This is a genomic window from Pseudomonas sp. B424, from assembly GCF_055408345.1.
On sequence record NZ_JBUZTL010000001.1, the window covers coordinates 288,176 to 314,384 of the forward strand.

General features: G+C 59.1%; 27 protein-coding genes. 16 read left to right on the forward strand and 11 right to left on the reverse strand.

The window, feature by feature from the left end:
• Window positions 1-46: 46 nt before the first annotated feature.
• Genes ACZRMS_RS01135 through pilM form a run of 4 tightly spaced genes read right to left on the reverse strand, consistent with a single transcriptional unit; the run spans window position 47 to window position 2,707 of the window.
• Window positions 47-574 (reverse strand): pilus assembly protein PilP, encoded by a 528-nt coding sequence (locus tag ACZRMS_RS01135; protein WP_463993757.1) that lies wholly within the window; start codon window positions 572-574, stop codon window positions 47-49.
• Window positions 571-1,191 carry a type IV pilus inner membrane component PilO gene (locus tag ACZRMS_RS01140; RefSeq protein ID WP_463993940.1) on the reverse strand — a complete coding sequence of 207 codons (621 nt, stop codon included), beginning with the start codon at window positions 1,189-1,191 and terminating at the stop codon, window positions 571-573. The genes ACZRMS_RS01135 and ACZRMS_RS01140 overlap by 4 nt, the downstream gene beginning before the upstream one ends.
• Window positions 1,191-1,757 carry a PilN domain-containing protein gene (locus tag ACZRMS_RS01145; protein ID WP_463993758.1) on the reverse strand — a complete coding sequence of 189 codons (567 nt, stop codon included), beginning with the start codon at window positions 1,755-1,757 and terminating at the stop codon, window positions 1,191-1,193. The genes ACZRMS_RS01140 and ACZRMS_RS01145 overlap by 1 nt, the downstream gene beginning before the upstream one ends.
• The gene (pilM, locus tag ACZRMS_RS01150) at window positions 1,757-2,707 is read right to left on the reverse strand and encodes a type IV pilus biogenesis protein PilM (protein WP_463993759.1); all 951 of its coding nucleotides are present in this window, start codon (window positions 2,705-2,707) and stop codon (window positions 1,757-1,759) included. Before pilM ends, ACZRMS_RS01145 begins: the two co-directional genes overlap by 1 nt.
• A 205-nt stretch (window positions 2,708-2,912) precedes the next feature.
• Between pilM and ACZRMS_RS01155 the strand changes: the two genes are divergently transcribed.
• Complete coding sequence (locus ACZRMS_RS01155) at window positions 2,913-5,336, forward strand: penicillin-binding protein 1A (protein ID WP_463993941.1); 2,424 nt, start codon at window positions 2,913-2,915, stop codon at window positions 5,334-5,336.
• 297 nt (window positions 5,337-5,633) lie between these two features.
• On the opposite strand, the gene ACZRMS_RS01160 is transcribed toward ACZRMS_RS01155, so the two are convergent.
• The 4 genes from ACZRMS_RS01160 to rpmE form a co-directional block, all read right to left on the reverse strand.
• Window positions 5,634-7,385 carry a lipase family protein gene (locus ACZRMS_RS01160; RefSeq protein ID WP_463993760.1) on the reverse strand — a complete coding sequence of 584 codons (1,752 nt, stop codon included), beginning with the start codon at window positions 7,383-7,385 and terminating at the stop codon, window positions 5,634-5,636.
• Window positions 7,386-7,603: 218 nt separating this feature from the next.
• A complete protein-coding gene (locus ACZRMS_RS01165) occupies window positions 7,604-8,872 on the reverse strand; it encodes a malic enzyme-like NAD(P)-binding protein (RefSeq protein ID WP_463993761.1) in 1,269 nt (422 codons plus the stop codon).
• Between the two features lie 181 nt (window positions 8,873-9,053).
• Window positions 9,054-9,890, reverse strand: a complete 837-nt coding sequence (locus ACZRMS_RS01170) for a thermonuclease family protein (RefSeq protein ID WP_463993762.1) — start codon at window positions 9,888-9,890, stop codon at window positions 9,054-9,056.
• 5 nt (window positions 9,891-9,895) lie between these two features.
• The gene (gene rpmE, locus ACZRMS_RS01175; RefSeq protein ID WP_463933238.1) at window positions 9,896-10,153 is read right to left on the reverse strand and encodes a 50S ribosomal protein L31; all 258 of its coding nucleotides are present in this window, start codon (window positions 10,151-10,153) and stop codon (window positions 9,896-9,898) included.
• Between the two features lie 219 nt (window positions 10,154-10,372).
• Here rpmE and ACZRMS_RS01180 point away from each other — a divergent pair, with 219 nt between their 5' ends.
• The 6 genes from ACZRMS_RS01180 to ACZRMS_RS01205 all read left to right on the forward strand — a co-directional run bounded on the left by ACZRMS_RS01180 (window position 10,373) and on the right by ACZRMS_RS01205 (window position 17,965).
• A complete protein-coding gene (locus tag ACZRMS_RS01180; RefSeq protein ID WP_463993763.1) occupies window positions 10,373-12,592 on the forward strand; it encodes a primosomal protein N' in 2,220 nt (739 codons plus the stop codon).
• A 251-nt stretch (window positions 12,593-12,843) separates the two neighbouring features.
• A complete protein-coding gene (argS, locus tag ACZRMS_RS01185) occupies window positions 12,844-14,580 on the forward strand; it encodes an arginine--tRNA ligase (protein WP_463993764.1) in 1,737 nt (578 codons plus the stop codon).
• A 1-nt stretch (window position 14,581) separates the two neighbouring features.
• Complete coding sequence (locus ACZRMS_RS01190; RefSeq protein ID WP_463993765.1) at window positions 14,582-15,274, forward strand: SPOR domain-containing protein; 693 nt, start codon at window positions 14,582-14,584, stop codon at window positions 15,272-15,274.
• A 242-nt stretch (window positions 15,275-15,516) separates the two neighbouring features.
• On the forward strand, window positions 15,517-16,047 hold the full coding sequence (hslV, locus tag ACZRMS_RS01195; protein ID WP_003438754.1) for an ATP-dependent protease subunit HslV: 531 nt from the start codon (window positions 15,517-15,519) through the stop codon (window positions 16,045-16,047).
• Between the two features lie 68 nt (window positions 16,048-16,115).
• Complete coding sequence (gene hslU, locus ACZRMS_RS01200; RefSeq protein ID WP_463993766.1) at window positions 16,116-17,450, forward strand: ATP-dependent protease ATPase subunit HslU; 1,335 nt, start codon at window positions 16,116-16,118, stop codon at window positions 17,448-17,450.
• Between the two features lie 143 nt (window positions 17,451-17,593).
• Window positions 17,594-17,965, forward strand: a complete 372-nt coding sequence (locus tag ACZRMS_RS01205) for a gamma-butyrobetaine hydroxylase family protein (protein WP_463993767.1) — start codon at window positions 17,594-17,596, stop codon at window positions 17,963-17,965.
• Between the two features lie 67 nt (window positions 17,966-18,032).
• On the opposite strand, the gene ACZRMS_RS01210 is transcribed toward ACZRMS_RS01205, so the two are convergent.
• The 3 genes from ACZRMS_RS01210 to ACZRMS_RS01220 all read right to left on the reverse strand — a co-directional run bounded on the left by ACZRMS_RS01210 (window position 18,033) and on the right by ACZRMS_RS01220 (window position 19,865).
• Window positions 18,033-18,773 carry a phasin family protein gene (locus ACZRMS_RS01210; RefSeq protein ID WP_463993942.1) on the reverse strand — a complete coding sequence of 247 codons (741 nt, stop codon included), beginning with the start codon at window positions 18,771-18,773 and terminating at the stop codon, window positions 18,033-18,035.
• A gap of 136 nt (window positions 18,774-18,909) precedes the next feature.
• Entirely contained in the window at window positions 18,910-19,344 is a 435-nt protein-coding gene (locus ACZRMS_RS01215) for a hypothetical protein (RefSeq protein ID WP_463993768.1), read from the reverse strand.
• A gap of 245 nt (window positions 19,345-19,589) precedes the next feature.
• Window positions 19,590-19,865: a polyhydroxyalkanoic acid system family protein gene (locus ACZRMS_RS01220; RefSeq protein ID WP_463993769.1), complete on the reverse strand. Its 276-nt coding sequence runs from the start codon at window positions 19,863-19,865 to the stop codon at window positions 19,590-19,592.
• Window positions 19,866-19,971: 106 nt separating this feature from the next.
• Between ACZRMS_RS01220 and ubiE the strand changes: the two genes are divergently transcribed.
• From ubiE to ACZRMS_RS01265, 9 genes are all read left to right on the forward strand, one after another.
• The gene (gene ubiE, locus ACZRMS_RS01225; protein WP_019825250.1) at window positions 19,972-20,742 is read left to right on the forward strand and encodes a bifunctional demethylmenaquinone methyltransferase/2-methoxy-6-polyprenyl-1,4-benzoquinol methylase UbiE; all 771 of its coding nucleotides are present in this window, start codon (window positions 19,972-19,974) and stop codon (window positions 20,740-20,742) included.
• Complete coding sequence (locus ACZRMS_RS01230) at window positions 20,742-21,365, forward strand: ubiquinone biosynthesis accessory factor UbiJ (protein ID WP_463993770.1); 624 nt, start codon at window positions 20,742-20,744, stop codon at window positions 21,363-21,365. The genes ubiE and ACZRMS_RS01230 overlap by 1 nt, the downstream gene beginning before the upstream one ends.
• A complete protein-coding gene (gene ubiB, locus ACZRMS_RS01235; RefSeq protein WP_463993771.1) occupies window positions 21,362-22,966 on the forward strand; it encodes a ubiquinone biosynthesis regulatory protein kinase UbiB in 1,605 nt (534 codons plus the stop codon). Before ACZRMS_RS01230 ends, ubiB begins: the two co-directional genes overlap by 4 nt.
• Before the next feature lie 79 nt (window positions 22,967-23,045).
• Window positions 23,046-23,447: a phosphoribosyl-AMP cyclohydrolase gene (gene hisI, locus ACZRMS_RS01240; RefSeq protein ID WP_048360454.1), complete on the forward strand. Its 402-nt coding sequence runs from the start codon at window positions 23,046-23,048 to the stop codon at window positions 23,445-23,447.
• Window positions 23,440-23,772, forward strand: coding sequence for a phosphoribosyl-ATP diphosphatase (locus ACZRMS_RS01245; protein ID WP_016783168.1), 333 nt, complete (start codon window positions 23,440-23,442; stop codon window positions 23,770-23,772). The genes hisI and ACZRMS_RS01245 overlap by 8 nt, the downstream gene beginning before the upstream one ends.
• A gap of 23 nt (window positions 23,773-23,795) precedes the next feature.
• Window positions 23,796-24,074, forward strand: a complete 279-nt coding sequence (locus tag ACZRMS_RS01250; protein WP_019825245.1) for a twin-arginine translocase TatA/TatE family subunit — start codon at window positions 23,796-23,798, stop codon at window positions 24,072-24,074.
• A gap of 10 nt (window positions 24,075-24,084) precedes the next feature.
• The gene (tatB, locus tag ACZRMS_RS01255) at window positions 24,085-24,492 is read left to right on the forward strand and encodes a Sec-independent protein translocase protein TatB (RefSeq protein WP_463993772.1); all 408 of its coding nucleotides are present in this window, start codon (window positions 24,085-24,087) and stop codon (window positions 24,490-24,492) included.
• Between the two features lie 4 nt (window positions 24,493-24,496).
• A complete protein-coding gene (tatC, locus tag ACZRMS_RS01260; protein ID WP_463993773.1) occupies window positions 24,497-25,294 on the forward strand; it encodes a twin-arginine translocase subunit TatC in 798 nt (265 codons plus the stop codon).
• Window positions 25,291-26,001 carry a 16S rRNA (uracil(1498)-N(3))-methyltransferase gene (locus tag ACZRMS_RS01265; protein WP_463993774.1) on the forward strand — a complete coding sequence of 237 codons (711 nt, stop codon included), beginning with the start codon at window positions 25,291-25,293 and terminating at the stop codon, window positions 25,999-26,001. The genes tatC and ACZRMS_RS01265 overlap by 4 nt, the downstream gene beginning before the upstream one ends.
• Window positions 26,002-26,209 lie beyond the last annotated feature (208 nt).

Below are 26,209 nucleotides of genomic sequence, written 5' to 3' on the forward strand. Positions count from 1 at the left end.
GCGCCAGTACGCAGACCGGTAAAATCCTTTTCATGGTGTATATCCGTTAAGACTGCTGTTTTAAAGGGATCGTCAGGGACCTCTCCAGCCAACCGCCCTGACCATCAGAAATCACTTCAAACACTTCAACATGCGCCTCCCCTATCGAAGCGACCTGGCCATTATTGCGGCCCAGGTAATCACCCACCTTCAAACGATGGATAACACCATTGGCCCGCAACAAGGCGTTGGCGCCCAGCTCATTGGACAGGGTGCCGACCATCTCCATTTGCTCAAGGTCCAAGCTCTCCAGATACTGCCTGGCCCGGTTAGCGTCCTGCCCGTCACCTGCAAGGCTTGCCTGCCAACTACCAGCCCGCCCTCCCGGTACAACCTGAAAAGGGCTGCGCAACGTCATCGCGTCATACGTGAATAGACGAGGAGCCGTAACAGTCGGGGCAAGAGGAATGGTGTTGCCCGGGCGCGCCCGGGTGGCCTGCAAGTAGCTGTGAAGCTCTGCCGTACTCTGTGCGCTGTCGCACCCGGCCAACCCTGCCAGCAATCCAATACCCAATAGTCGAAAGCCAACACTCATGGGATCAATCCTTGATCGTGGGTGCGGTAGGTTCTGGCCAGCAACGTCATGCGTAATTGGCCGCCATCTGCGCCGTTGAGCGGCGCCAGTGAGAAATCATGCAGGGTGACAATACGCGGCAAACTCGCCAGGGCGCTGACGAAAAGCCCCAGGTCGTGATACCCCCCGGCAAGGGTCATCTGCAGTGGCAATTCGCTATAAAACGGCTGAAGGACTTCAGGCAACCACTGGATATGCTCAATCACCAGACCAGTGGCCATACCCAACCGCGAAACTTCATCAAGCAGACCGGGGACCTCTGCCTGAGCAGGCAGTTGCTTGAGCAGCGCGCTGAACGTGGCTTGCAGTTCGCGCATCTGCGCCTCCTCGGCATCCAGATTTGCAACCTGGGCGGCCCTGGACTCAAATCCGGTTTTCAGGGCGACTTGAGCATCCTGCTCCTGTTGCAGCCGGGCCACCTGCGGCTCAAGGAGCAGTGAGTACCCCAGCACCAGCACCAGGCCCAACCAGGCCGATGCCACGGCTATTTTGCGCCTTGGCGACCACGTCCCCGGGCTCCCGAAGTCCAGCTCCCGCAGGTCGACACTGCGCAAGCTCGCCAGCCAGTTTGCGGCCATCACAGCTGGCCGCCAGCAGGCGCATGCCGGGCTTCGCGCACTGTCATCTGAAACTGCCGTTCATGCCCTCCGTCGTGGGCAGAAGCAGCTTTGACTTCGTTCAGTTCAGGCGTTTCCAGCCAGTGTGAAGCATCCAGATTGCGCATCAGTTGCGAGACCAGATTGCCGGCCTGGGCAACGCCCGTGATCACGATGGTGCCTTCCGTCATTTTCACGTCGGTGAAATACACGCCATCCGGCAAGCTGCGCGCCAATTGCTCCAGAATGATCCCGCTGCTCGAACGGCTGCTCTGCAACATATCTATCGTTTGCATGCGCTCAAGCAATTGCTCCCGGCTCACTTTCAACTGGTCGATTTGCTCGGCACGACCATCCAGCTGAAACGTGGCACTTCTGATCAGGTCGTTGCGCTCCAGCTGACGCTCTACCAGGGTGTCGATAAATTGGTCAGCGGCAATCAGCCCGCAAGCTGCCACTGCAGACAGAACGGCCAGCGCAATCAAAAAACGTTTGCGCCGCTTTTCACGCAACAACGCGCGCCAGGGCAACAAATTGATTCTCGCCATTAATCACTCCCCCTCAAGGCCAGACCGCAGGCAGTCAACAGCATGGGTGCATCGCAAAGCAAGGTTTCAAGGTCGAGTGCGGGGTTAAGGTCCATGGCTGAAAAGGGATTGGCGACGCGCACTGACGTGCCGAGCCGGGCTTCAAACCTCTGGCTCAACCCCGGGGTCGTTGCTCCCGCGCCGGCCAATACGATCATCCTGACCGCCCCTGCTGCGCCGGCTTCGAAAAACTGCTCAAGCCCCTGGACGACGCTCTCCTCGAAGCCCTGCTCCCCTGCCGTCCCTTGCCCGAACAGCAGCTCGCGGGAGTAGATCACCTGACCCTGGTGCACAATGCTCAGCAAGGTCATATGACTCCCGAGATCGACCACGGCCACTGCCTCTTGCTGCGAAAGATCAGGGACCAATGCCTCAACCCCGCGCGCCAGAGCGTGGGCCTGCACCTCCACCACTCGCGGGATCAGGCCGGCACCGGTCAAGACCGAGCAATACCACTCAAGCGCCTCCTGGCGGCACGCCACCATTTGCACTGCAACCTGCCCGGCATGGTTCGATGAGTAGCCCTGAACCTCGAAATCCAGCGCCACGTCTTCAAGCGCATAAGGGACGTACTGCTCTGCTTCAAGCCGTACATGCAACTCAAGATCGGCTTCGCTCAGGCCCGTCTCCACCTCGAGGATTTTACTGATGAGCAGTTCATCGGGCATCGCTACCACGGCATCGCGTGCCATCACGCCCGCTTTGTCCAGCGCCTTGAGCAATACCCGTATGACACTTTCAGCCCCGGAGCAGGTCAGATCATTCATAAGCCCTGCCGGCAGCGGCTCGATGGCGTAAGCCTGCAGCCTGAACTCACGCTGCGAGCGGCTCAATTCGACGATTTTTATTGCTTGAGCAGTGATATCGACACCTGCACATCGATGGCGAGTTTTGCTGAATAATCCGGGCACCGTAGATTTCCCTAATGCTATCCGTGACTTACGGAGGGTAAAAAATGACTTCCGTTCAAAACCTGTTCTGACATGCGGCCCATGACGCCCATGTGCGAAAAATGCTTATAATGCCGGGCGTTTTTTTCCGTATCGTCGACCCGGCGCAACTGCGCACTACCCTGACGTGCAAACCATTTCTTAATCTGGAAATCCAAAAGCCTTGATTCGTCTGCTGAAGTTTTTCGGGTGGTCATTCGTTGCTGTGTTCTGCGGGCTATTGCTCGTGTTGAGTGGCGCGTTTCTCTATCTTAGTCCTGGCTTGCCGTCCGTAGAGTCGTTGAGAAGCATCCAGTTGCAGATTCCTTTGCGGGTCTACACCAGCGACGGCAAGTTGATCGCAGAGTTCGGCGAAATGCGCCGTTCACCGATCAAGTTCGCCGACATTCCCCCCGATTTCATTAATGCCCTGCTCTCTGCAGAAGATGACAATTTCGCCAATCATTACGGGGTCGACCCCAGTAGCCTGATGCGCGCAGCTACCCAGCTGGTAAAAAGCGGACACATACAATCAGGGGGTAGCACCATCACCATGCAGGTGGCGAAGAACTATTTCCTATCCAGTGAGCGGAGCTTTTCCCGCAAAACCAACGAAATCCTGTTGGCCCTGGAGATTGAGCGCGAGCTGACCAAGGACGAAATCCTTGAGCTGTATGTGAACAAGATCTACTTGGGCAACCGCGCTTACGGCATTGAGGCCGCCGCGCAGGTTTACTACGGCAAGTCGATCCGCGACCTCAGCCTGGCGCAGATGGCAATGATCGCTGGCCTGCCCAAGGCACCTTCGCGCTTTAACCCGCTGGCCAACGCAGTGCGCAGCAAAGAGCGTCGCGACTGGATCCTGGGCCGTATGTACAAGCTGGGCAAAATCGATCAGGCCAGCTATGAAACGGCCATCGCAGAGCCCGTCAACGCCAGCTACCACGTGCCCACTCCGGAAGTGAGCGCGCCTTATATCGCTGAAATGGCCCGCGCCGAAATGGTCGGGCGCTACGGCAGTGAGGCTTACACCGAAGGTTTCCGCGTCACCACCACGGTGCCAAGCAACCTCCAGGAACTGGCCAACACCGCCGTGCATGAAGGTCTGATTGCTTACGATCAGCGCCATGGCTATCGTGGCCCCGAGTCGCGCTTCCCGGGCAAGACCCTGGCCGTGTGGACTCAAGAACTCGCCAAGCAGCGCCCGATCAGCGGCCTCGAGCCCGCCATCGTGACCCAGGTGGAAAACGACGGCATCAACGTACTGACCCGCACCGGCGAGGCTCACGTTTCTTGGAACACCATGAAATGGGCGCGCAAGTTCCTTAACACCAACAGCATGGGCCCGATGCCCAAGCAGCCTTCCGATGTCGCACAGGTCGGTGATCTGATTCGCGTACAGCCGCAGACAGATGGCAGCTACAAGTTCAGCCAGGTGCCTACGGTGCAAGGTGCACTGGTATCGCTGGACCCGGACAACGGCGCCATTCGTTCGCTGGTAGGGGGCTTCGCATTCGAGCAGAGCAACTACAACCGTGCGATGCAGGCCAAACGCCAACCCGGCTCGAGCTTCAAGCCTTTCGTTTACAGCGCTGCGCTGGATAACGGCTACACGGCCGCCACCCTGGTGAACGACGCTCCGATCGTGTTTGTCGACGAGTATCTGGACAAGGTCTGGCGCCCGAAGAACGACACCAACACCTTCCTCGGCCCAATCCGTGTACGTGAAGCGCTCTACAAGTCGCGCAACCTGGTGTCGATCCGTCTGCTGCAAAGCCTGGGCGTGGACCGCACCATCGACTACATCAGCAAGTTCGGCTTCAACAAGGACGACCTGCCGCGCAACCTGTCGCTGGCCCTGGGTACTGCGACCCTGACCCCGATGGAGATTGCCACCGGCTGGAGCGTATTCGCCAACGGCGGTTACAAAATCACACCTTATTTGATCGACAAGATCGAAAGCCGCAACGGCGACACCCTGTTCGTGGCCAATCCGCCAAGCGTGCCTAAAAATGCCGCCAAGGACGTGCCACCCGAAGCCGCAGCACTGACTATCGACACCATCAACGCCGCGCCCGGCCTGCCTACCGTCGAGACGCAAGCGGTGGCCGAACGCATCGTCGATGGACGCACTGCTTATATCCTGACCAGCATGCTGCAGGACGTGATCAAGCTGGGTACCGGGCGCCGCGCACTGGCGCTGGGCCGTACCGATCTGGCAGGTAAAACCGGTACGACCAACGAATCCAAAGACGCGTGGTTCTCCGGCTACAACGCCGATTACGTGACCACCGTATGGACCGGCTTCGACCAACCCGAAAGCCTTGGCCGTCGCGAATATGGCGGCACAGTCGCCCTGCCGATCTGGATGACCTACATGGGCGGCGCCCTCAAAGGCAAACCTGCTCATACCCAGGCAGAGCCCGAAGGCATACTCAGCCTGCGCATCGACCCCCTGAGCGGCCGTATCGCCTCACCGGGTACGCCTGGCGCCTACTTCGAGCTGTTCAAAAGCGAAGACACGCCACCGACCAGCAGCGAACTGGGCAACAGCGTCGCCCCGGGCAGCCCGCTGCCGGCCGACGACGGCGCGCCAATCGATCTGTTCTAGTGCGCAGAGCGGCAAGCAGCTCTTGCCGCTCGAGGGTCTGTTCCCGTTTCATTGCGGCCGCGCCGATAGCCCATGTGGTGCAGGGCAAGGCGCGAGCAGCGTGGTTGGGTTGTTCCAGATAAGCTGCGAGCAACGACGCCCTGCGCCACATGGGCTATCGGCCCTTCAGGGCGCGTGTCAAATTTAGCCAGGCTGCGTTGCAGGGCTTGAGAAGGGAACAACCATTCTCGGCGCCCTGCGCCTTGCCTGGCTAAATTTGACCCAGCGACGCGGCTCGCAATGAAACGGGAACAGACCCTAGGCACCATACACATCGACTTCGCTCAGTTTTTTAGATCTCAGGCAGTACAAATGCTCGCGGGTCCGTTGGACCTTGGCAAGCTCGCGCATCAACTGGTTGATGGTCTGGGCAACCGGCTTGCCTGGTCGGGTCACGGCCTCGCGATACCGGGTGCGCAACTGCTGGCATATCTGCTCAAACGCCAGATCCACACACATCACCTCACGTTCGGTCACCCGCGAAGAGCTGGCCTCAAACGCCTCCCGATAGCGCCGCAGAACCTCCCGGCAACCTGAGATATACCGCACTTGCGGCGAGTGGCCGGCCGCCTCGAGCAATTGCCCGGGCTGCTCGATTGCGAGCCTGCACAGCGCATGCTGGGTAACGGTTTCGCACACCGGCTCCCACAGGATATGCGACTGCTCCCGCGGACCGGACTCCACCGGCATCAAGTAGTGCAGCGTGCCGTGATGCTGATAGGGCTCGCCTGTCAGACGGGTCATGCCCGCAACAAAAAGCGCCAGCCCGGCTGGCACATTAACGAAGGCCGGGGCCACCCCCAGGCCAAATTCAGAAGCCCTGACGTCCATCCAGCTGCCCGGCATGCTGGGCACCGGATCGTTGTGATCAACCACACGGTGATGCACCAGCGACCCGGCCGCCTTGATAAAGCCCGCATCCGCAGCGCGAGGGGCGCCATAGGTGTAAAGCACGATGTCGTGATTGAAACCCTGCCTGCAACGAAGCATTTGCGCGAGCAGCAAAGCGATTGCCCCGCCCGGACCATGGCCGCTTATCAGCAGTTTTTGCCCCGCGTAAAACTTGCCCAGATAGCCCGTTACAAAACCATAAACCTGCCTGGCAGCCCGGTAAAAGCCGCGATGCACTCTGCCCTCACCTTCCTCGAAAGGTACCTGCTGCATATCGCTTGGCTGCATGGCATCAAGCATTGTGCGGGTGCTGCGCACGGTGATCAGGGTGACTTCATGGTTATGGGTAACAAAGGCCTGGGTACCCAACCCGGCATCGTCGAAAAAATGAATATCACCCGGGTGCTCTTGGTCCAGGCCGCAGGGCACGACTTCCAGTCGCCGGGAGTACGCCACGTCTTTAACCAGCAGAACATCGCAGTGATCAGTTTTTTGAATGAAGGGACAATCGTTGAAGTCAGCCAGCAACGCCAGTTGGTACAGGTTGAGCGCGCAAAACTGCGGGGCTGTTGAAAAGGTGGGCTGCAAGGCCCTCAGAGGGCGAACCTCCAGCACCGTATGACGGCCAGCGGCCAGACCAACCCCAAACCCCATTGACCGCCCAGGCTCGATATCCGGCGGGTAATGGCTATCGACCCCTGAAGGCAAATGCCCCGCATGCTCGACCAGATGCCTGACCTCAACCTGGTAGTAGTCAATGTCGGCACCGGCGCAAGCCGGTTTGGTCCGAGTACGGGCGCCATCGTCATGCAGGCGGCGGGTTTGTTCGGCCCTGACCTGCAACTCAGTGATCTCCAGGGGCCGGTACTGCCTGTCCATTAATCGCGCATAGACCGCATCACTACGGTCATGTGGCTGCCTGAACATGACGACAACCGGCCCCGAAACATGACTGCCCGGCCTGCCGACCCCGGCAGCATCCAGATAACCGCCGCAGGTTCTCCCCTCCAGATCGACCATTTCATAGGCCAACCCTGCGTAGGGCTCGCCTGCGCCATGCTCGTCAATCAATTGAAAACTGGTCTGGCTACAGCGGTTATGGCGGGGAGGTTTGGACATCCGTGATTCCTGATAGACGCACAGGGCACACGTCTTAACGCAGTGCCCCTGGGAAAGGACAGACGCTAACGGAAAGTGTCAGGAGCAGATGTAGGACAAGTCCTATAATACTCGATGAATTATCTTGAGCCGATATAGAGCTATTTCGCCCCCTTGCCCAGAAACCAAAAAGCCCCGGCGCTTTTCAGCGCCGGGGCTCGGTATGACGCTAAACGGGTTTAGCCGTTAAACACGTCATCCACGCTTTTGAGCGGGTAGTTCTTCGGGTATGGCAGGGTTGCAACACCGGTCTCGATGGCAGCTTTGGCCACTGCATCGGAGATCAGGGTGATCAGGCGCACGTCCATTGGTTTCGGGATGATGTATTCACGACCGAATTCCAGCTTGATGCCGCCGTAAGCGTCGCACACTTCTTGTGGCACTGGCAGTTTGGCCAGTTCACGCAAGGCGTTGGCCGCTGCGATTTTCATCTCTTCGTTGATGCGCTTGGCGCGAACGTCCAGAGCACCGCGGAAGATGAACGGGAAGCCCAGTACGTTGTTGACCTGGTTCGGGTAGTCCGAACGGCCAGTGGCCATGATCACGTCGTTACGGGTGGCGTGAGCCAGTTCCGGGGAGATTTCCGGGTCCGGGTTGGAGCACGCGAACACGATCGGGTTAGGAGCCATGCGCAGCAGGTTCTCAGCGCTCAGCAGGTTCGGACCCGACAGGCCAACGAACACGTCTGCGCCTTCCATGGCGTCAGCCAGGGTGCGCTTCTCGGTTGCGTGGGCGAAGACCGCCTTGTACTGGTTCAGGTCGTCACGGCCGGAGTGGATAACACCGGTACGGTCGACCATGAAAATGTTTTCGATGGTTGCGCCCATGCTCACCAGCAATTTCATGCAGGAGATGGCTGCAGCACCGGCGCCCAGGCAAACGATCTTGGCATCGGCCAGGGTTTTGCCGGCGATTTCCAGGGCGTTGATCATGCCGGCCGCGGTCACGATAGCGGTGCCGTGCTGGTCATCGTGGAAAACAGGAATGTCGCACTGCTCGATCAGAGCACGTTCGATCTCAAAGCACTCAGGTGCCTTGATGTCTTCGAGGTTGATGCCGCCGAAGGTAATAGAGATGCGTTTTACGGTGTCGATGAAAGCCTGTGGGCTCTCGGAGTCAACTTCGATGTCGAAAACATCGATACCGGCAAAGCGCTTGAACAACACGCCTTTACCTTCCATTACAGGCTTGGAGGCCAATGGGCCGAGGTTACCCAGGCCCAGAATAGCGGTGCCATCGGAGATCACGGCTACCAGGTTGCCCTTGCCAGTGTATTTGTAGGCAAGTTCAGGGTCGCGGGCGATTTCGCGTACTGGTTCGGCTACACCCGGGCTGTAAGCCAGCGCTAGATCGCGGGCTGTAGCGGTAGGTTTGGTGAGCTCGACACTCAGTTTCCCTGGACGGGGCTGGGCATGGTATTCGAGAGCGGCGGTTTTCAAATCAGACATGTGGGCATTCCGCTTTTTTGCTGTTGGACAGACGAATCGCCGAGCATACGCGTGTCGCAAAGTCCCGACAAGACTGACCAGTCAGCAGTGTCAAGGGCTTTGCCTTACGACTTTGGGCCAAGAGCCGCGCCCCATAAGGGTTATAGTGTTCACAATTTACATTTAAAATTGTCTACACTTTTTAATGCGGCGCGACTTTTAGCATCCCCGGATGAGTCAAAGACAACATCCAGCGTGCCTGGCCTGCCTTCAACCCCCCTCGTTTTGAGCGGTCCAGCACCCAGCCTCTGGCCTCGACCTGCGCGCCGTGCAGATTTTCGAGGGCTTTTTGATCGAAGTTGGCCAGTTGATTGGGTGCAATGTGCAACACCAAACCACCCTGCAGATCGATCCAGAGGCCGCCGCGATTACGTTGTACCTGGCTGACCTTGCCGCCTATCAGGGCAAAGCCTGAACGGGTAATTTGCTGCGGCGCCAGCACAGGTGATTGCCGCCAAAGCCCCAGGCCGGCCACCCGGGCGTTGTGCTCGGCAGCTTGCTGACAGTCGAGCAGTTCGACATTCGGTGCTATCGCAACCTGATACCCCAGTCCGTCTGCCAGCAAGCGGGCTTCAAGATTGCTGCCATCGGCGCCAAACACATGGGCCAGGGTGCGGCCGTAACGGTCCTGTGGCTGCTTGCCCACAAGCAAGCCGACACGGCCATCACTGCGCGTCACCAGTTCTTGCAGGCGTTTGCGCGCCGCATCGGCAAAGGGCTCGGCGGACTGGCCTTTTTTGCCCGTCTCCGGCGCGTTGAGGCCGATCAGGCGCACGCTGCGTCCATCCTTGAGTCGTAGCGTGTCGCCATCGGACACACGCTCCACCCAAGCGTACGTCAGCGCACCCGGCGCACCCGGCGCAGGGCAAAGCGGCGCGGCCGACGCGCTTGCCAGCCAAATCGCAGGCATAAAAAAGGCGCCCGCAAGGGACGCCTTTTTCAATAACCTGACCAGACCAAAAAGGCTGCTCAAGGTCATCAGCCTTACTCGGCTGCTTTTTCTGCTTCTGCTTCTGCTGCTGGAGCTGCTGCTTTAGCGCCGAAAGCACCAAAACGAGTCTTGAAGCGATCAACACGACCGCCAATGTCCAGAGTCTTCTGCTTACCGGTGTAGAACGGGTGGCACTCGTTGCATACGTCAGTGCCCAGTGGCTTGCACAGGTTCGAACGAGTTTCGAACTTGTTGCCGCAGCTGCAAGTTACCAGGATTGTTTCGTACGCTGGATGGATATCGGCTTTCATGGGGTATTCCTCGGGCTAGCGTGCCGCCACTCAACACCATTGTTGAATACCGCACGTAAAATTAGGGCGCCGATAATACCAGACCTTTGCATTGACGCAAGCGGCCAAGCATGCTCCACCCTATTTCTTTCACTATTCATTGACCTGCCTTTTAGTCCCGGGCCACGTTGTCTGCTAGGCTCCGGGCCATCTTTGCCGTTCATCACTTGAGAGCCCCGCGTGCCCGACGCCATTTTGCGCCTTGCCCTGCCTTCCCCCCTGCGCCGCCTGTTCGATTACCGGGCGCCTGCTGGCGTGCTGCGCAGTCAGCTACAGCCTGGCATGCGCTTGCGGGTGCCGTTTGGCCGACGCGAAATGATCGGCATATTGGTAGAAGTGGTCGATCACAGCGAAGTGCCTGCCGACAAGCTCAAGCCGGGCATCGCGCTACTCGACGCCACCCCACCGCTGCCGCCTTCCTTATTCAAGCTGTGCCTGTGGACCTCGCAGTATTACCAGCACAGCCTGGGCGACACGCTGAGCTGGGCGCTGCCCGTCTTGCTGCGCCAGGGCGAACTGGCCGAAACCCGCCAGGAACGGTTCTGGCAGATTGCCCCCGGCGCCAGGCTGGACGACCCGCGCATCGCCCGCGCGCCTCGTCAGCGTGAAGCGCTGGCCACCCTCGCCCAGCACCCCCACGGTGTGGCGCATCAACTGTTAAGCAAATTGATGCTGAGCAAAGACAGCCTCGACCTGCTGCTGGCCAAAGAGCTGGTCACCGTCGAGATCCGCCGTCACGCACCGAGTGAGCGCCACGAGCATTGGCTGGCCCAACCCGAGTTGCCGCTCAACAGCGAGCAACGGGCCGCCTACGAAGCCATTCGCGCAGGCTTCGATCACTTCCATGCCTTTTTATTGGCAGGCGTGACGGGCAGCGGCAAGACCGAAGTGTATTTACAGCTGATCCGTGAAACCCTTCAAGCGGGCAAGCAGGCGCTGGTGCTGATCCCCGAGATCAACCTGGGCCCGCAAACCCTGGCCCGTTTCGAACAGCGCTTCAACGCCCGCATCGCCCTGGTGCATTCGGCGGTCAACGACCGCGAACGGCTCGAAAGCTGGCTGGCGGCCCGCGACGGCGAAGCCGACATTATTATTGGTACGCGCTCGGCGCTGTTCACCCCGATGAAAAACCCGGGGCTGATCATCATCGACGAAGAACACGACGGCTCCTATAAACAGCAGGAAGGTCTGCGCTATCACGCCCGTGATCTGGCGCTGGTGCGGGCACGGCAGGAAAACATCCCGATCGTGCTCGGCTCCGCGACACCGTCCCTCGAAAGCCTGCATAACGCCTACACCGGCCGCTACGGCTTGCTGCGCCTGAATGAGCGCGCCGGCGGAGCCAAACAACCGCGTTTCCTGCGCCTGGATGTTAAAAGCCGCCCCCTGGACAGCGGGATTTCCGGGCCGATGCAACAGGCCATCGGCCAGACCCTCGCTGCGGGCCAACAGGTTCTGGTATTTCTGAACCGTCGCGGCTTTGCGCCCACCCTGTTGTGCCACGACTGTGGCTGGATGTCCGAGTGCCAGCGCTGCGATGCGCGCATGACCGTCCATCAGCGTTCAGGCGAATTGCGCTGCCATCACTGCGGCTACGTCGAACGCGTACCGCGCAATTGCCCGCAATGCGGCAAAGTTGATTTACGCCCGGTCGGCGCCGGCACTGAGCGCGCCGAAGAGCGTTTGGGGATTTTGTTCCCTGACTACCCTGTGCTGCGGGTCGACCGCGACAGCACTTCACGCAAAGATGCGATGAACCAGCTGTTTGCCACGATTCAAAAGGGCCAGCCGTGCATTTTGATCGGCACGCAAATGCTCGCCAAAGGCCATCACTTCCCCCGGGTGACGCTGGTATCGATCCTGGACGCCGATGGCGGCCTGTTCTCCGGCGACTTCCGCGCCAGCGAGCGCATGGCCCAGCTGATCGTTCAGGTCGCTGGCCGCGCTGGCCGGGCCGAAGAACCGGGCAAGGTGATTATCCAGACCCATCTGGCCGACCATCCATTGCTGATTCAACTGACCGAGCAAGGTTACTTTGCCTTCGCCGAACAGGCCTTGAGCGAGCGCCGGGCTGCGGGGTTGCCGCCTTTCTCGCATCTGGCGCTGCTGCGCGCCGAGGCCCACAAACCCGGCCAGGCGGAAGGTTTTCTGGATGAGGCCTGCAGCGAGGCTGAGCGCCTGCTGGGCGAATTGAACCTGGGCGGCATCGAGCTGCTTGGCCCGGTGCCCGCGCCGATGGAACGCCGCGCGGGACGTTACCGCGCTCAGCTGCTGCTGCAAGCCAACGCCCGCGCGCCACTGCATCGATTGCTCAGCCAATGGTTGCTGGTCCTTGAACAAATGCCCAGCGGTCGCCAGGTACGTTGGTCGCTGGACGTTGACCCGGTAGACCTTTATTAAGGCACCAAATATCCCCTGTGGGAGCGGGCTTGCTCGCGATGCAGAAGACGCGCTGTCTCTGGAAGACCGCGATGATGCTATCGCGAGCAAGCCCGCTCCCACAGATTTGGAGAATATTAGGGAATAACCGTACACCACATATCCATAACCCGCCTGCTAAGGTTGGCAAGGCCCGCCCGGCAACGGATAATACCCAGTTTTTCCACCTGCGCACTGAAGCGCTACCGCGCTTGCGGTCGAAAGAGAAGACCATGAAAGACACCATTCGCCAGCTGATTCAACAAGCCCTAGCTCAACTCGTCACAGAAGGTGTGTTGCCTGAAGGCCTGACGCCAGCGATTCAGGTGGAAAACGCCCGTGACAAAACCCACGGCGACTTCGCCAGCAACATCGCCATGATGCTGGCCAAGCCTGCCGGCATGAAGCCACGGGATCTGGCTGAAAAGATCATCGCTGCCCTGCCGGCCGATGAGCAAATCAGCAAGACTGAAATCGCCGGCCCCGGCTTCCTGAACTTTTTCCAGAACACCAAGGCCCTGGCCTCGCGTCTGGACGCCGCACTGGCCGATCCAAAAATCGGCGTGCGCAAGGCCACCCCGGCCATGCGTACCGTGATCGACATGTCCGCGCCCAACCTGGCCAAAGAGATGCACGTAGGCCACTTGCGCTCCACCATCATTGGCGATGGCGTGGCCCGAGTGCTGGAGTTCCTGGGTGACGACGTGATTCGTCAAAACCACGTAGGCGACTGGGGTACCCAGTTCGGCATGCTGATGGCCTACCTGGAAGAAAACCCGATCACCAGCGACGAGCTGTCTGACCTCGAGAACTTCTACCGCGCGGCCAAAAAACGCTTTGACGAGTCACCGGAATTCGCCGATCGCGCCCGTAGCCTGGTGGTCAAGTTGCAAGCCGGCGACCCGGACTGCCTGGCGCTGTGGACCAAGTTCAAGGACATCTCGCTGTCGCACTGCCAGAAAATCTACGAACAGTTGAACGTCAAACTGACCATGGCCGACGTAATGGGTGAAAGCGCCTACAACGACGACCTGATCAATGTGGTTAACGACCTCAAGGCCAAAGGCATGCTGGTCGAGAGCAATGGCGCCCAGTGCGTATTCCTCGACGAGTTCAAAAATGCCGACGGCGAGCCGCTGCCGGTCATCATCGTTAAGGCCGACGGCGGCTATCTGTACGCCACCACCGACCTGGCAGCCATCCGCTATCGCAGCGGCGTGCTGAAAGCCGATCGCGCCCTTTACTTCGTCGACCAGCGCCAGGCCCTGCACTTCCAGCAAGTGTTTGCCGTGGCCCGCAAGGCCGGTTTCATCACCCATCCGATGGAAATGGAACACATGGGCTTCGGCACCATGAACGGCGCCGATGGCCGTCCATTCAAGACCCGTGATGGCGGTACGGTAAAACTGATCGACTTGCTCAACGAAGCCAAAGAGCGTGCCTACACGCTGGTTAAAGAGAAAAACCCGGAGCTGGCGGAAGACGAACTGCGTGCCATCGCCAAAGTCGTCGGGATTGGCGCCGTGAAATACGCGGACCTGTCCAAGCACCGCACCAGCGACTACAGCTTCAACTTCGACCTGATGCTGAACTTCGAAGGCAATACCGCACCGTACCTGCTGTATGCCTACACCCGTGTGGCGGGCGTGTTCCGCAAACTGGGCAAGGGCTTCGAAGAAGTGCAGGGCCAGATCGTGCTTGAGGCACCGCAAGAGCAAGAACTGGCGGCCAAGCTGGCGCAGTTCGGCGAAGTGCTGAACAACGTTGCTGAAAAAGGCACCCCGCACACCCTCTGCACCTACCTGTACGAAGTGGCCGGCCTGTTCTCCAGTTTCTACGAGAACTGCCCGATCCTGAACGCAGAAGACGAAGCTCAAAAACAAAGCCGCCTGCGCCTGGCTGCTCTGGCAGGCCGCACCCTCAAGCAAGGCCTGGAACTGCTGGGTCTGGAAACTCTGGAGCGCATGTAAGTTGGCTGCCAAGAAAAAGCCTGCACCCAAGCGCGGCGCCAGCCGGTATCAGGCGCCCGCTAAAAAGCCGATTCCGGGCTGGCTATGGATGGCCATTGGCTTGACCGTGGGCGCGTTCATCGTGTTCCTGATGAAGCTCGAACCTGGCCAGGGCGATGACGTCAAACGGGTCAAACAAGAGCAGCTCAAAGCCACGAAAGCGGCTGAAGCCAATAAAACAGCACCGAGCCCGACTCAGCCGGTCAAACCCAAGTACGACTTCTACACGTTGCTGCCCGAATCTGAAGTGATCGTGCCGCCAGAAGCCGTACCTGAAAAGACCCTGCCAACGCCGCAAACCGCGCCGCTGACGCCGGTGACGCCGGCCGAAGCTGCGAAAATCGACACCGTGCGCGCCCAGGCCGCCCTGAACGGCCTGACCCCTCCACCTGCGCCGCCGATTGTCAAAGCAGCGCCGGTGACCAAGTTCTTCCTGCAAGCGGGCTCGTTCCGCAAACAGGCGGATGCGGAAAAAGTGCGGGCGCAAATCATCCTGCTGGGCCAGACCGCTACGGTTGAAGCCGGTACGGTAAAAGACGAAACCTGGTACCGGGTGCTGGTCGGCCCGTTCAGCAATCGCGACCAATTGACCGTGGCCCAAAAGCAATTGGCGGGCGGCGGCTTCAATAACTTGTTGTTGCAACAGCGTCGCTGACACCAGCCGCTCCCACAGAGAAACCCAATCTCTGTGGGAGCGAGCCTGCTCGCGATGGAATCACCGCGACTCACCAATAAAGCCGCAGCGCCTGCATCGCGAGCAGGCTCGCTCCCACAACACCCTCGCCAAATTCTGCCTCCCCGTTCATCCCCATTCCCTCCTCGCTGTTGAAAAATCCGCTACAACCCCCATATGTATTTCCATCAGGCATTTTCGCCCCGCTGCGTGGAGACTCTCCCTTGACCACCATCGTTTCAGTACGCCGTCACGGCAAAGTCGTTATGGCTGGCGACGGCCAGGTTTCTCTTGGCAACACCGTGATGAAAGGCAACGCGAAAAAAGTCCGCCGTCTCTATCACGGCCAGGTAATCGCCGGTTTCGCCGGTGCTACCGCTGATGCATTTACCCTGTTCGAACGTTTTGAAGGCCAGCTTGAAAAGCATCAAGGCCATCTGGTTCGCGCCGCTGTCGAGTTGGCCAAAGAATGGCGTACCGACCGCTCGCTGAGCCGCCTGGAAGCCATGCTGGCAGTTGCCAACAAAGACGCATCCTTGATCATCACCGGTAACGGTGACGTGGTTGAGCCGGAGGACGGCTTGATCGCAATGGGTTCGGGCGGTGCATTTGCCCAGGCCGCGGCCCGTGCCCTGCTGATGAAAACCGATCTGTCGGCCCGCGAGATCGCAGAGACAGCACTCGGCATTGCTGGCGATATCTGCGTGTTCACCAACCACAACATCACTATTGAGGAGCAGGACCTCGCTGAATAAGACGCCTGTCGGGCCGGCCAGCCAGCCCGTTTGTGAACCTTACTTTAGCTAGAGGAACGCCAAATACCATGTCCATGACTCCCCGCGAAATTGTCCACGAACTCAATCGCCACATCATCGGCCAGGACGACGCCAAGCGCGCCGTTGCCATCGCACTGCGCAACCGCTGGCGCCGGATGCAACTGCCCGAAGAACTGCGCGTTGAAGTGACGCCTAAAAACATTCTGATGATCGGCCCAACGGGTGTCGGTAAAACCGAAATCGCCCGTCGTCTGGCCAAGCTGGCCAACGCTCCGTTCATCAAGGTTGAAGCCACCAAGTTCACCGAAGTCGGCTATGTAGGCCGCGACGTCGAATCGATCATTCGTGATCTGGCTGATGCAGCGATCAAACTGCTGCGCGAACAGGAAATCGTCAAGGTTCGCCACCGTGCCGAAGATGCCGCCGAAGAGCGCATCCTCGACGCACTGCTGCCACCTGCCCGCACGTTCGGCGAAGAAGCTGCCGTACCGCAGGACTCCAACACCCGCCAGCTTTTCCGCAAGCGTCTGCGTGAAGGTCAGCTGGACGACAAAGAGATCGAAATCGAAGTTGCCGACATTGCCGGCGTCGATATTTCCGCGCCGCCAGGCATGGAAGAAATGACCAACCAGCTGCAAAGCCTGTTTGCCAACATGGGCAAAGGCAAGCGCAAGAACCGCAAGCTGAAAGTCAAAGAAGCACTGAAAATGGTGCGTGACGAAGAAGCCGGCCGTCTGGTCAATGACGAAGAACTCAAGGCCAAGGCGCTTGAAGCTGTCGAGCAGCACGGCATTGTGTTTATCGACGAGATCGACAAGGTTGCCAAGCGCGGCAATGTCGGCGGCGCCGATGTGTCCCGCGAAGGTGTTCAGCGCGACCTGCTGCCACTGATCGAAGGTTGCACCGTCAATACCAAGCTGGGCATGGTCAAAACCGACCACATCCTGTTTATCGCTTCTGGCGCGTTCCACCTGAGCAAGCCGAGCGATCTGGTACCTGAGCTGCAAGGCCGCCTGCCGATCCGTGTCGAACTCAAGGCACTGACACCAGAAGACTTCGAGCGCATCCTCAGCGAGCCACACGCTTCGTTGACCGAGCAATATCGCGAATTGCTGAAAACCGAAGGCCTGAACATCGAGTTCCTGCCCGAAGGCATCAAGCGTCTGGCGGAAATCGCCTGGCAGGTAAACGAGAAAACCGAAAACATCGGTGCTCGTCGCTTGCATACACTGCTTGAGCGCTTGCTGGAAGAGGTGTCTTTCAGTGCCGGTGATATCGCCAGTGCACAAAACGACGAGCCTATACGCATCGACGCTGAATACGTGAACAGCCATCTGGGCGAACTGGCCGAGAACGAAGACCTCTCGCGCTACATCTTGTAAGCCCTCAGCACCTGTAGCCGCGGCCGAAGGCTGCGATAAGGCCACACGCCTTCAGTGATCCCGGGATCCTGCGCCAACTCAGTTGGCGATCGCAGCCTGCGGCAGCGGCTACACTGTTTGTGCAATGACCGAAGGTTAGGACCATGATCCCCAGCGCCATCAACCTGCACAAAGCTTCAAAAACCCTCACCCTGAAATACCCGTCTGGCGAAGAGCATCATCTGCCTGCCGAATTTCTGCGCGTGCACTCCCCTTCTGCCGAGGTTCAAGGCCACGGCAACCCGATACTGCAATTTGGCAAAATCAACGTGGGCCTGAGCAAAATCGAGCCCGCCGGCCAGTACGCGCTAAAACTGACCTTCGATGACGGACACGACAGCGGCCTGTTCACCTGGGAGTACCTCTATCAACTGGGGGTTCGCCAGGAAGAACTGTGGGCTGATTACCTGCAAGAACTGAAAAAAGCCGGCAAGTCTCGCGATCCGTCGGTATCGGTAGTCAAGTTGATGCTTTGATCCAATTGCACATGCCCCTGTAGCAGCCTCGTTCCTGCGGCAGCTACAGGGTTTTGTGTACCTGCAATCAAGCTGTCGTTGTGGGTGGCGTTGCTGGCGGCTCAACCGCAGGCGTTTTAGCAGCCGCTGCGGGCTTCTTGGCCGCTGGCTTTTTGGCGACGGTTTTGGCCGCTGCCGGTTTGGCTGCTGCGGCTTTGGCAGGTGCCGGCTTGCTGGCCGACGCAGGTGCCTTGACGGTGGGCTTGGCAGCCACTTTTGCCGCGGGTTTTGCAGCGGGTTTTGCAGCAGGTTTAGCCGCAGATTTCGCAACCGCCGGTTTTGCCGCAGCCTTTACCGCAGGTTTTGCCGCTACAGGTTTACTCGCAGCCGGGGCCTTGGTGGCCGTGACTTTGGCTGCTGCCGCGGTGAGCTTCTCTATATGTTTGGTCAGGGTCTCGACCTTGGCATGCAGCGCTTTGACTTCTTCACGGCTGGGCACACCCAAACGGGTGATTGCACTGTTAAGACGCTTATCGAAAGCCTCTTCAAACTCGCCCCATTTCTCCAAGGCCAAATCTTTAACATCTTCAACCCGGGAACGAGCGGATGACGTCGACGCCTTTACGCCCTCAGCCACTTTATGACCCGCATTCTTGGCCAGTTTTTCGGCTTTTTCGCCATCCTTGACCAAGCTGTCGAACAGCTTGCTGCCGTCTGCATCGATCTTCGAATACACCCCCAAACCTGCCAGCCAGATTTTGCGTGAATACTCTTCAACCTTCCCGGCCCATGAATGACTATCTTTTGCGGTCGTTTTTTTAACAGCCATCGTGTTCCCCTTAATGTTAAGTCGCGACGTCAGTGAGCAGGATCGTCGAATCATCAAGATGAACAAAGGTGCTCACCTGCATCAGGTTTAGACGCTAAACAGCCTTGTTTCAAGGTGAGCACCACGGTTTAGCGCCTTAGTAACCGAGCTTGATCGAGCCAGCCTGGATTTCAGACAAATCCATTTTAAGCAGTGCTTCGTCGATGTTAGGAAACTCGATATCTTTCACGATTCTGAGTGGCTTTAGCAGCGTGCCCGGGATCGGCTCCGAGTCGTCGAACTCTGCCTGCATTAACACCTTCATCTCAGCCTCTACAACATGGGCTTGAGCCAACGTTTCCTGCTCGCCAAACACATAGACAAAGAACTGGACCAGTCCGGGGCTGACCGTCGCAAAACCCATTCGTTGCGAACACGCTGTTTGCAATACATAGCGTTCGCCCTCTCCCCCAGCGACAACTTGATAATCGCGCGAAGAGGCAAAAGATTGTGCAACACGCCTGACTCTGTCTGCCATTACGGCCTCAGGCAGTGTTGTTTTATAAGAGATGGAACACACGTGATAATTCATATTTGGGCACCTTGTTGTTTAAGTTTGCAAAAACAACAATAGGTAGATCCCCCTATAAATCAAAAACAGCAAAAACCACTCAGCAAATAAAAAAATCTTCTATATCAACTACTAAAATATATTCGCTTATGCAAAGTTTAATATTACAGCGCGCTGTATAGAACATTCTCACACAAGAAATTCTTGTGCCTGCATAACTCGGCACACACCCGCCGCCATTCATCACGACGGGCTGGCGGTTGCGATCACGACAGCGCTTTGTCCAGCGACCGTTCGATTTCTGACTGGATCATGCCGCTCATCGCTGACATCAGCAGGCCCAGCTCCACATCGACCTTGACGGTTTTTTCGCTGATCTGGAGGGTGCCATTCACGCCGGAGCGTTTCAGTTTTACGGTGTCGCCGGCCCAGGTAGGGGTCAGGCCATACTGGCTGGCCAGTTTCTCGACCAGAGGCTGGGCTTTTTCGCGTGCGGCCTCAAGGCCCAGACTGTGGGTACGTTCAACGCTGATACGCGCCATGGCGTCACTCCTGATAAATAAAGCCGCCACTATACATTCACCCTCGCCAAGACAAAGCCGGCCACCGGGATTAGAATGGCCAGCATTCTCTTTTGGTGACAGCGATATGACTGATCAGCGCAAAGGCAGCGATGCCGAACCCACCACTCACTTCGGCTTCAAAAACGTACCCGAAAGCCAAAAGGCCGAAAAAGTCGCCGAGGTTTTCCACTCCGTAGCCGGTAAATATGACCTGATGAACGACGTTCTGTCGGGCGGCATGCACCGTCTGTGGAAGCGTTTCACCATCGAGCTGTCGGGCGTGCGCCCAGGCAACAAGGTGCTGGACATCGCCGGCGGTACAGGTGATCTGGCCCGCAAGTTTTCGCACCTGGTTGGCCCGACCGGCCAAGTGGTGCTGGCCGACATTAACGCCTCCATGCTCAAGGTCGGCCGTGACCGCCTGCTGGACAAGGGTGTGGCCGGCAATATCGAGTTCGTTCAGGCCGATGCTGAAAAGCTGCCGTTCCCGGACAACTACTTCGATTGCGTAACCATCGCTTTCGGCCTGCGCAACGTGACCCACAAGGAAGACGCCCTGCGTTCCATGCTGCGCGTGCTCAAACCGGGTGGCCGCCTGTTGGTGCTGGAGTTCTCCAAGCCGACCAACGCGTTGATGTCCAAGGTCTACGACGCTTACTCGTTCGCCTTCATGCCGATGGTGGGCAAGCTGATCCTCAACGACCCGGAAAGCTATCGCTACCTGGCCGAATCGATCCGCATGCACCCCAACCAGGAGACGCTGAAGTCGATGATGGTCGAGGCCGGCTTTGACCGCGTGACTTATCACAACATGACCTCCGGCATCGTCGCCCTGCATCGCGGCATCAAGCCCTGATGTTGCTGCGCGGCCTTCTCGCCAGCGTCGAAAACGGCATCAACCGCGTTTTGCGGCTGGACAGCACGGCCCTGGCGCGCTTGCGCCCCCTGACCGGCAAGTTGATTGCCGTCGAATGCGCAAGCCCCTCGCTGAACCTGTTTATCCTGCCCAGCGATGAAGGCCTGCTGCTGGCTACCCAGTGGGCAGCCGATCCCGACTGCACCCTGCGTGCGCCCGCCACAAGCCTGCTGCGCCTTGCGCTGAGCAAGGACAAAAGCGCCATCCTGCACGGCCCTGACGTCGAGCTCGAAGGCGACAGCGCGGTGCTGATGGAACTGGCGGCAGTGCTGCAAGACCTGGAGCTGGATTGGGAGTACGAACTCTCGAACTGGATCGGGCCGGTGGCCACGGCATTGATCGGTGGTCACCTGCGCAGCCGCGCCAACTGGTATCAGCAAGGGTTCGCCAGCCTCAATCAGAACCTTGCCGAATACCTGAGCGAAGAAGCCCGCACCTTGGTCGGCGAACGTGAAGCGCAAGCGCGCTTTGACGAACTCGACCAACTCAAACTCGACCTGGATCGCCTTGAGGCGCGCTTTGAGCGCCTTTCCCGATCCCACAATTCCAGCGATAACGCATGAAGCTGCTTGCCATACGCCGTTTGTTTCGTATCCAGCGCGTCGTCATTCGCTACCGACTGGATGACCTGCTGTTCGCCCTGCCTTTGCCGTGGTGGATGCTGTCACTGCGCTACGCACTGCCGTGGCGCTGGTTCCCGCGCAAAAAGCTGGAGCTGAGCCGGGGTGCAGCCCTGCGTCTGGCCTTACAGGATTTGGGCCCGATCTTTATCAAGTTCGGCCAGATTCTCTCGACTCGCCGCGATCTGCTGCCCGCCGACATCGCCGATGAGCTGATGCTGCTGCAAGACCGGGTGCCGCCGTTCGACCCGCAAGTGGCGGTCAAGCTGATTGAAGAGCAGCTTGGTGCCAAGATCAGCGAAGTCTTCAGCCGTTTCGACATCGAACCGCTGGCCTCGGCCTCGGTGGCCCAGGTGCATTCGGCCAAGCTCAAGACGGGCGAAGAGGTGGTGGTCAAGGTTGTGCGCCCCGGCCTCAAGCCGATCATCGGTTCTGACCTGGCCTGGCTGTACATCCTGGCCAAAACCGCCGAACGCCTGAGCGCCGACGCCCGCCTGTTGCACCCGGTGGACGTGGTCACGGACTACGAAAAAACCATTTACGACGAACTCGACCTGCTGCGCGAGGCGGCCAACGCCAGCCAGCTCAAGCGCAACTTCGAAGGCTCGCCGCTGATGTACGTCCCGCAGATCTACTGGGACTGGTGTCGCCCCAAAGTGCTGGTGATGGAGCGTATCTACGGGATTCAGGTCACCGACCTGCAAGCGCTTGCCGATCAGCGCACCGACATGAAGATGCTGGCCGAGCGCGGGGTCGAGATTTTCTTCACCCAAGTGTTCCGCGACAGCTTCTTCCACGCCGACATGCACCCCGGCAACATCTTTGTCAGCACCGTCAACCCGTGGGCCCCGCAATACATCGCCATCGACTGCGGTATCGTCGGCAGCCTGACCCCCGAGGACCAGGACTACCTGGCGCGCAACCTGTTCGCCTTCTTCAAGCGCGACTATCGCCGCGTGGCACAGTTGCACATTGATTCGGGCTGGGTACCGGCGCACACCAAACTCAACGAGTTTGAAGCGGCGATCCGTACCGTGTGCGAGCCGATCTTCGAAAAACCGCTCAAGGAGATTTCCTTTGGCCAGGTGCTGATGCGCCTGTTCCAGACGGCTCGACGCTTCAATATGGAAGTCCAGCCGCAGTTGGTGTTGCTGCAAAAAACCCTGCTCAATATCGAAGGCCTGGGGCGTCAGCTGTACCCCGACCTCGATCTGTGGAACACCGCCCAGCCGTTCCTGGAACGCTGGATGCGTGAGCGCGTCAGCCCCAAGACCTTGCTGCGCAACCTGCACAGCCAGGTCGAGCAGATCCCGCATCTGGCCGGAATGACCCGCGACCTGCTGGAGCGCATGTCGCAGCCCCATGCCAATAATCCGCCATTGATCGTGCGCGAATCCCGCGACGGCTGGTTCCTGCGTCTGATCGGTGCCGGGCATTTGGCCGCAGGTGCCTTGCTGGCCAGTATCGGGCCACTGCACACTGCGGGCTATTGGCCTGCCGGAATCATGCTGGCCGTAGGCTTGTATCTGATCGTGCGCCGATAGCCAGCCCCGGGCGAGGCTGGCAAACTGTGAATTCACCAGGCCTTGACCACAGGGTTGAGGCCGGTTGTCGGAGTCGAACATGAAAGACTGGCTGGACGAGATCAAATGGGACAGCGACGGCCTGGTGCCGGCGATTGCCCAGGACCACAAAACCGGGCGCGTGCTGATGATGGCCTGGATGAACCGCGAGGCGCTGAGCCTGACCGCGGCCGAAAACCGTGCCATTTACTGGTCACGTTCCCGTGGCAAGCTGTGGCGCAAGGGCGAAGAGTCCGGTCACGTGCAAAAGCTGCATGAAATGCGCCTGGACTGTGATGCCGATGTAATCATCCTGATGGTTGAGCAAATCGGTGACATCGCCTGCCATACCGGCCGCCAGAGCTGCTTCTACCGCGTATACGAAAATGCCGAGTGGAAGACCGTCGACCCGGTGCTCAAAGACCCCCACGCCATTTACCACGCAGGGCACTCCCATGACTGACACCTTGAGCCGCGTTGCCCAGGTGCTTGAAGCACGCAAAGGCGCAACGCCCGACAGCTCCTATGTCGCCAGCCTGTACCACAAGGGTCTGAACAAGATTCTGGAAAAAGTCGGCGAAGAGTCGATTGAAACCATCATCGCCGCCAAAGATGCCGCCATCAGCGGTGATTGCAGCGATGTGATCTACGAAACGGCCGACCTCTGGTTCCACAGCATGATCATGCTGGCCCAGCTGGGGCAGCATCCTCAGGCCGTACTGGATGAACTGGAACGTCGCATCGGCACCTCCGGCCACGTAGAAAAAGCCTCGCGGCCGTCCGCCTAAATCACTTTGCAAAGGAACACATCATGGGCATTTTTGACTGGAAACACTGGATCGTCATTCTGGTAGTCGTAGTCCTCGTCTTCGGCACCAAAAAACTCAAAAACCTGGGCACCGATGTCGGCGAATCGATCAAGGGCTTTCGCAAAGCCATGAACGACGACGAAAAACCTGCCGAGCCTGTGGTTCCTCCTGCACAGCCAACTGCCGCGCCGCAGCCACACACCACTTCGACCCTGAACGAGCCGCACACCATTGACGTGCAGGCGCAGAAAGTCGAAGAGCCGACCCGCAAAGACGTGTGAGCCAAAACTAATGTTCGGTATCAGCTTCAGTGAACTGCTGCTCGTTGGCCTGGTGGCCCTGCTGGTGCTCGGCCCCGAGCGGCTGCCGGGTGCAGCGCGCACGGCGGGCCTGTGGATCGGGCGCCTGAAACGCAGTTTCAATGCGATCAAACAGGAAGTTGAACGTGAAATCGGCGCCGACGAAATTCGTCGGCAGCTGCACAACGAACACATTCTGTCGATGGAAGAGGAAGCCAAGAAGATTCTGGCGCCCCTGCAGGACGCCGTGAAGCCCCTGACGCCGACCGAGCCCCCTGTGACCGCAGCAACTGTCGAGCCTGCGAGCCCCGCGCCCGTGAGCCTGAGCAAAACCGCGTCCGACCCTGCGCCTCAACCGGCAACGCCACACGACCCTACCCTGCCACCGCGAGCCCCTTAAGCGCATGAGCGATAAGCCTGAACACGACCAGCCAATGCCGCTGGTTTCGCACCTGACCGAGCTGCGCACCCGCCTGCTGCGCTGCATCGCGGCGATTTTCATCATCTTTGCCGGGTTGTTCGCCTTCACGCAGCAGATCTACACCCTGGTCTCCACGCCATTGCGTGAATACCTGCCGGTGGGCGCGACAATGATCGCCACTGACGTGGCCTCGCCGTTCCTCACGCCGCTCAAGCTGACCATGATGGTCTCGCTGTTTATTGCGATACCGGTGATCCTGCACCAGATCTGGGGCTTTATCGCACCCGGTCTGTACAAGCACGAAAAGCGCATCGCCGTACCGCTGCTGGTCTCCAGCATCTTCCTGTTTTATGCCGGCATGGCGTTCGCCTACTTCCTGGTGTTCCCGCTGGTGTTCAAGTTCTTCGCCGCCGCCACCCCCGAAGGCGTAGCGATGATGACCGACATCAGCAGCTACCTAGATTTCGTCATGACGCTGTTCTTTGCCTTTGGCGTGGCCTTTGAAATCCCGGTGGCCGTGGTGCTGCTGGTATGGATCGGCATCGTCGACGTCAAATACCTGCGCAGGATCCGCCCGTACGTAATCATCGGCTGCTTCGTGGTCGGCATGATCCTGACCCCGCCGGACATCTTCTCGCAAACCTTGCTGGCGATCCCGATGTGGATGCTGTTTGAAATCGGCATTCTGTTTGGCAGCCTGATCAGCAAGAACAAGCGCGGTGAAGACCCGGACGAACAACCGGCGGACAACGACGCCCAGCCGCCAGCGCCACAAGCGTGAACCTGCTGCTCCTCGAAGAGGCTGATTTCATTGCCGCCGACCGTGTGATCCTGCGCGATCGGCGCCTGACTCACATGCAGGAAGTTCACCGTGCCGCTGTCGGCGACAGCCTGCGCGTCGGGCGGATTGGCGGATTGATGGGCAGCGCCGAGCTGGTGCGCCTTGAAGCCAAGGAAGCCGAACTGGTTATCCACAGCCTCGACCTGCCGCCCCCGGCCAAACTGCCGCTGACCCTGTTGCTGGCCCTGCCACGCCCGAAAATGCTGCGCCGGGTGCTGCAAACCGTGGCCTCGATGGGCGTGCCCACAGTAGTTCTGGTCAACAGTTACCGGGTTGAAAAAAGCTTCTGGCAGACCCCGTTTCTGGAGCCCGAAGCGATTCGTGAGCAACTGATTCTTGGCCTTGAGCAATCACGCGACAGCGTCTTGCCCGAAATCATTATCGAAAAGCGCTTCAAGCCCTTCGTCGAAGACCGCCTGCCGGCACTGGTCGAAGGCACCCTGGGCCTGGTTGGCCATCCGGGTGATTACCCGGCCTGCCCGCGCGGGCTGGATGAGCCGGTCACACTGGCCATCGGCCCGGAAGGTGGCTGGATCCCTTACGAAATCGACTTGCTGGCCAAGGCCGGCCTGCAACCGGTACAACTGGGAGCACGCATCCTGCGGGTCGAAACCGCCGTTACCGCCCTGCTCGCCCGGTTGTTCTGACCTCCAGCTTGTGGGTGCGGGCTTGCTCGCGATGGCATCAACGGGGTAGCTCACACATACCGCGCAGTTTGCATCGCGAGCAAGCCCGCTCCCACAGGGGTAGCACCTGCGACGTTCGTCACACATCCAACCTCTGCCCTTCAGTTCTCCACCCGCGCGCCGATGCCCTTACAACCCGCAAAGACCTCCACGAGTCTCGGTCAGTAAA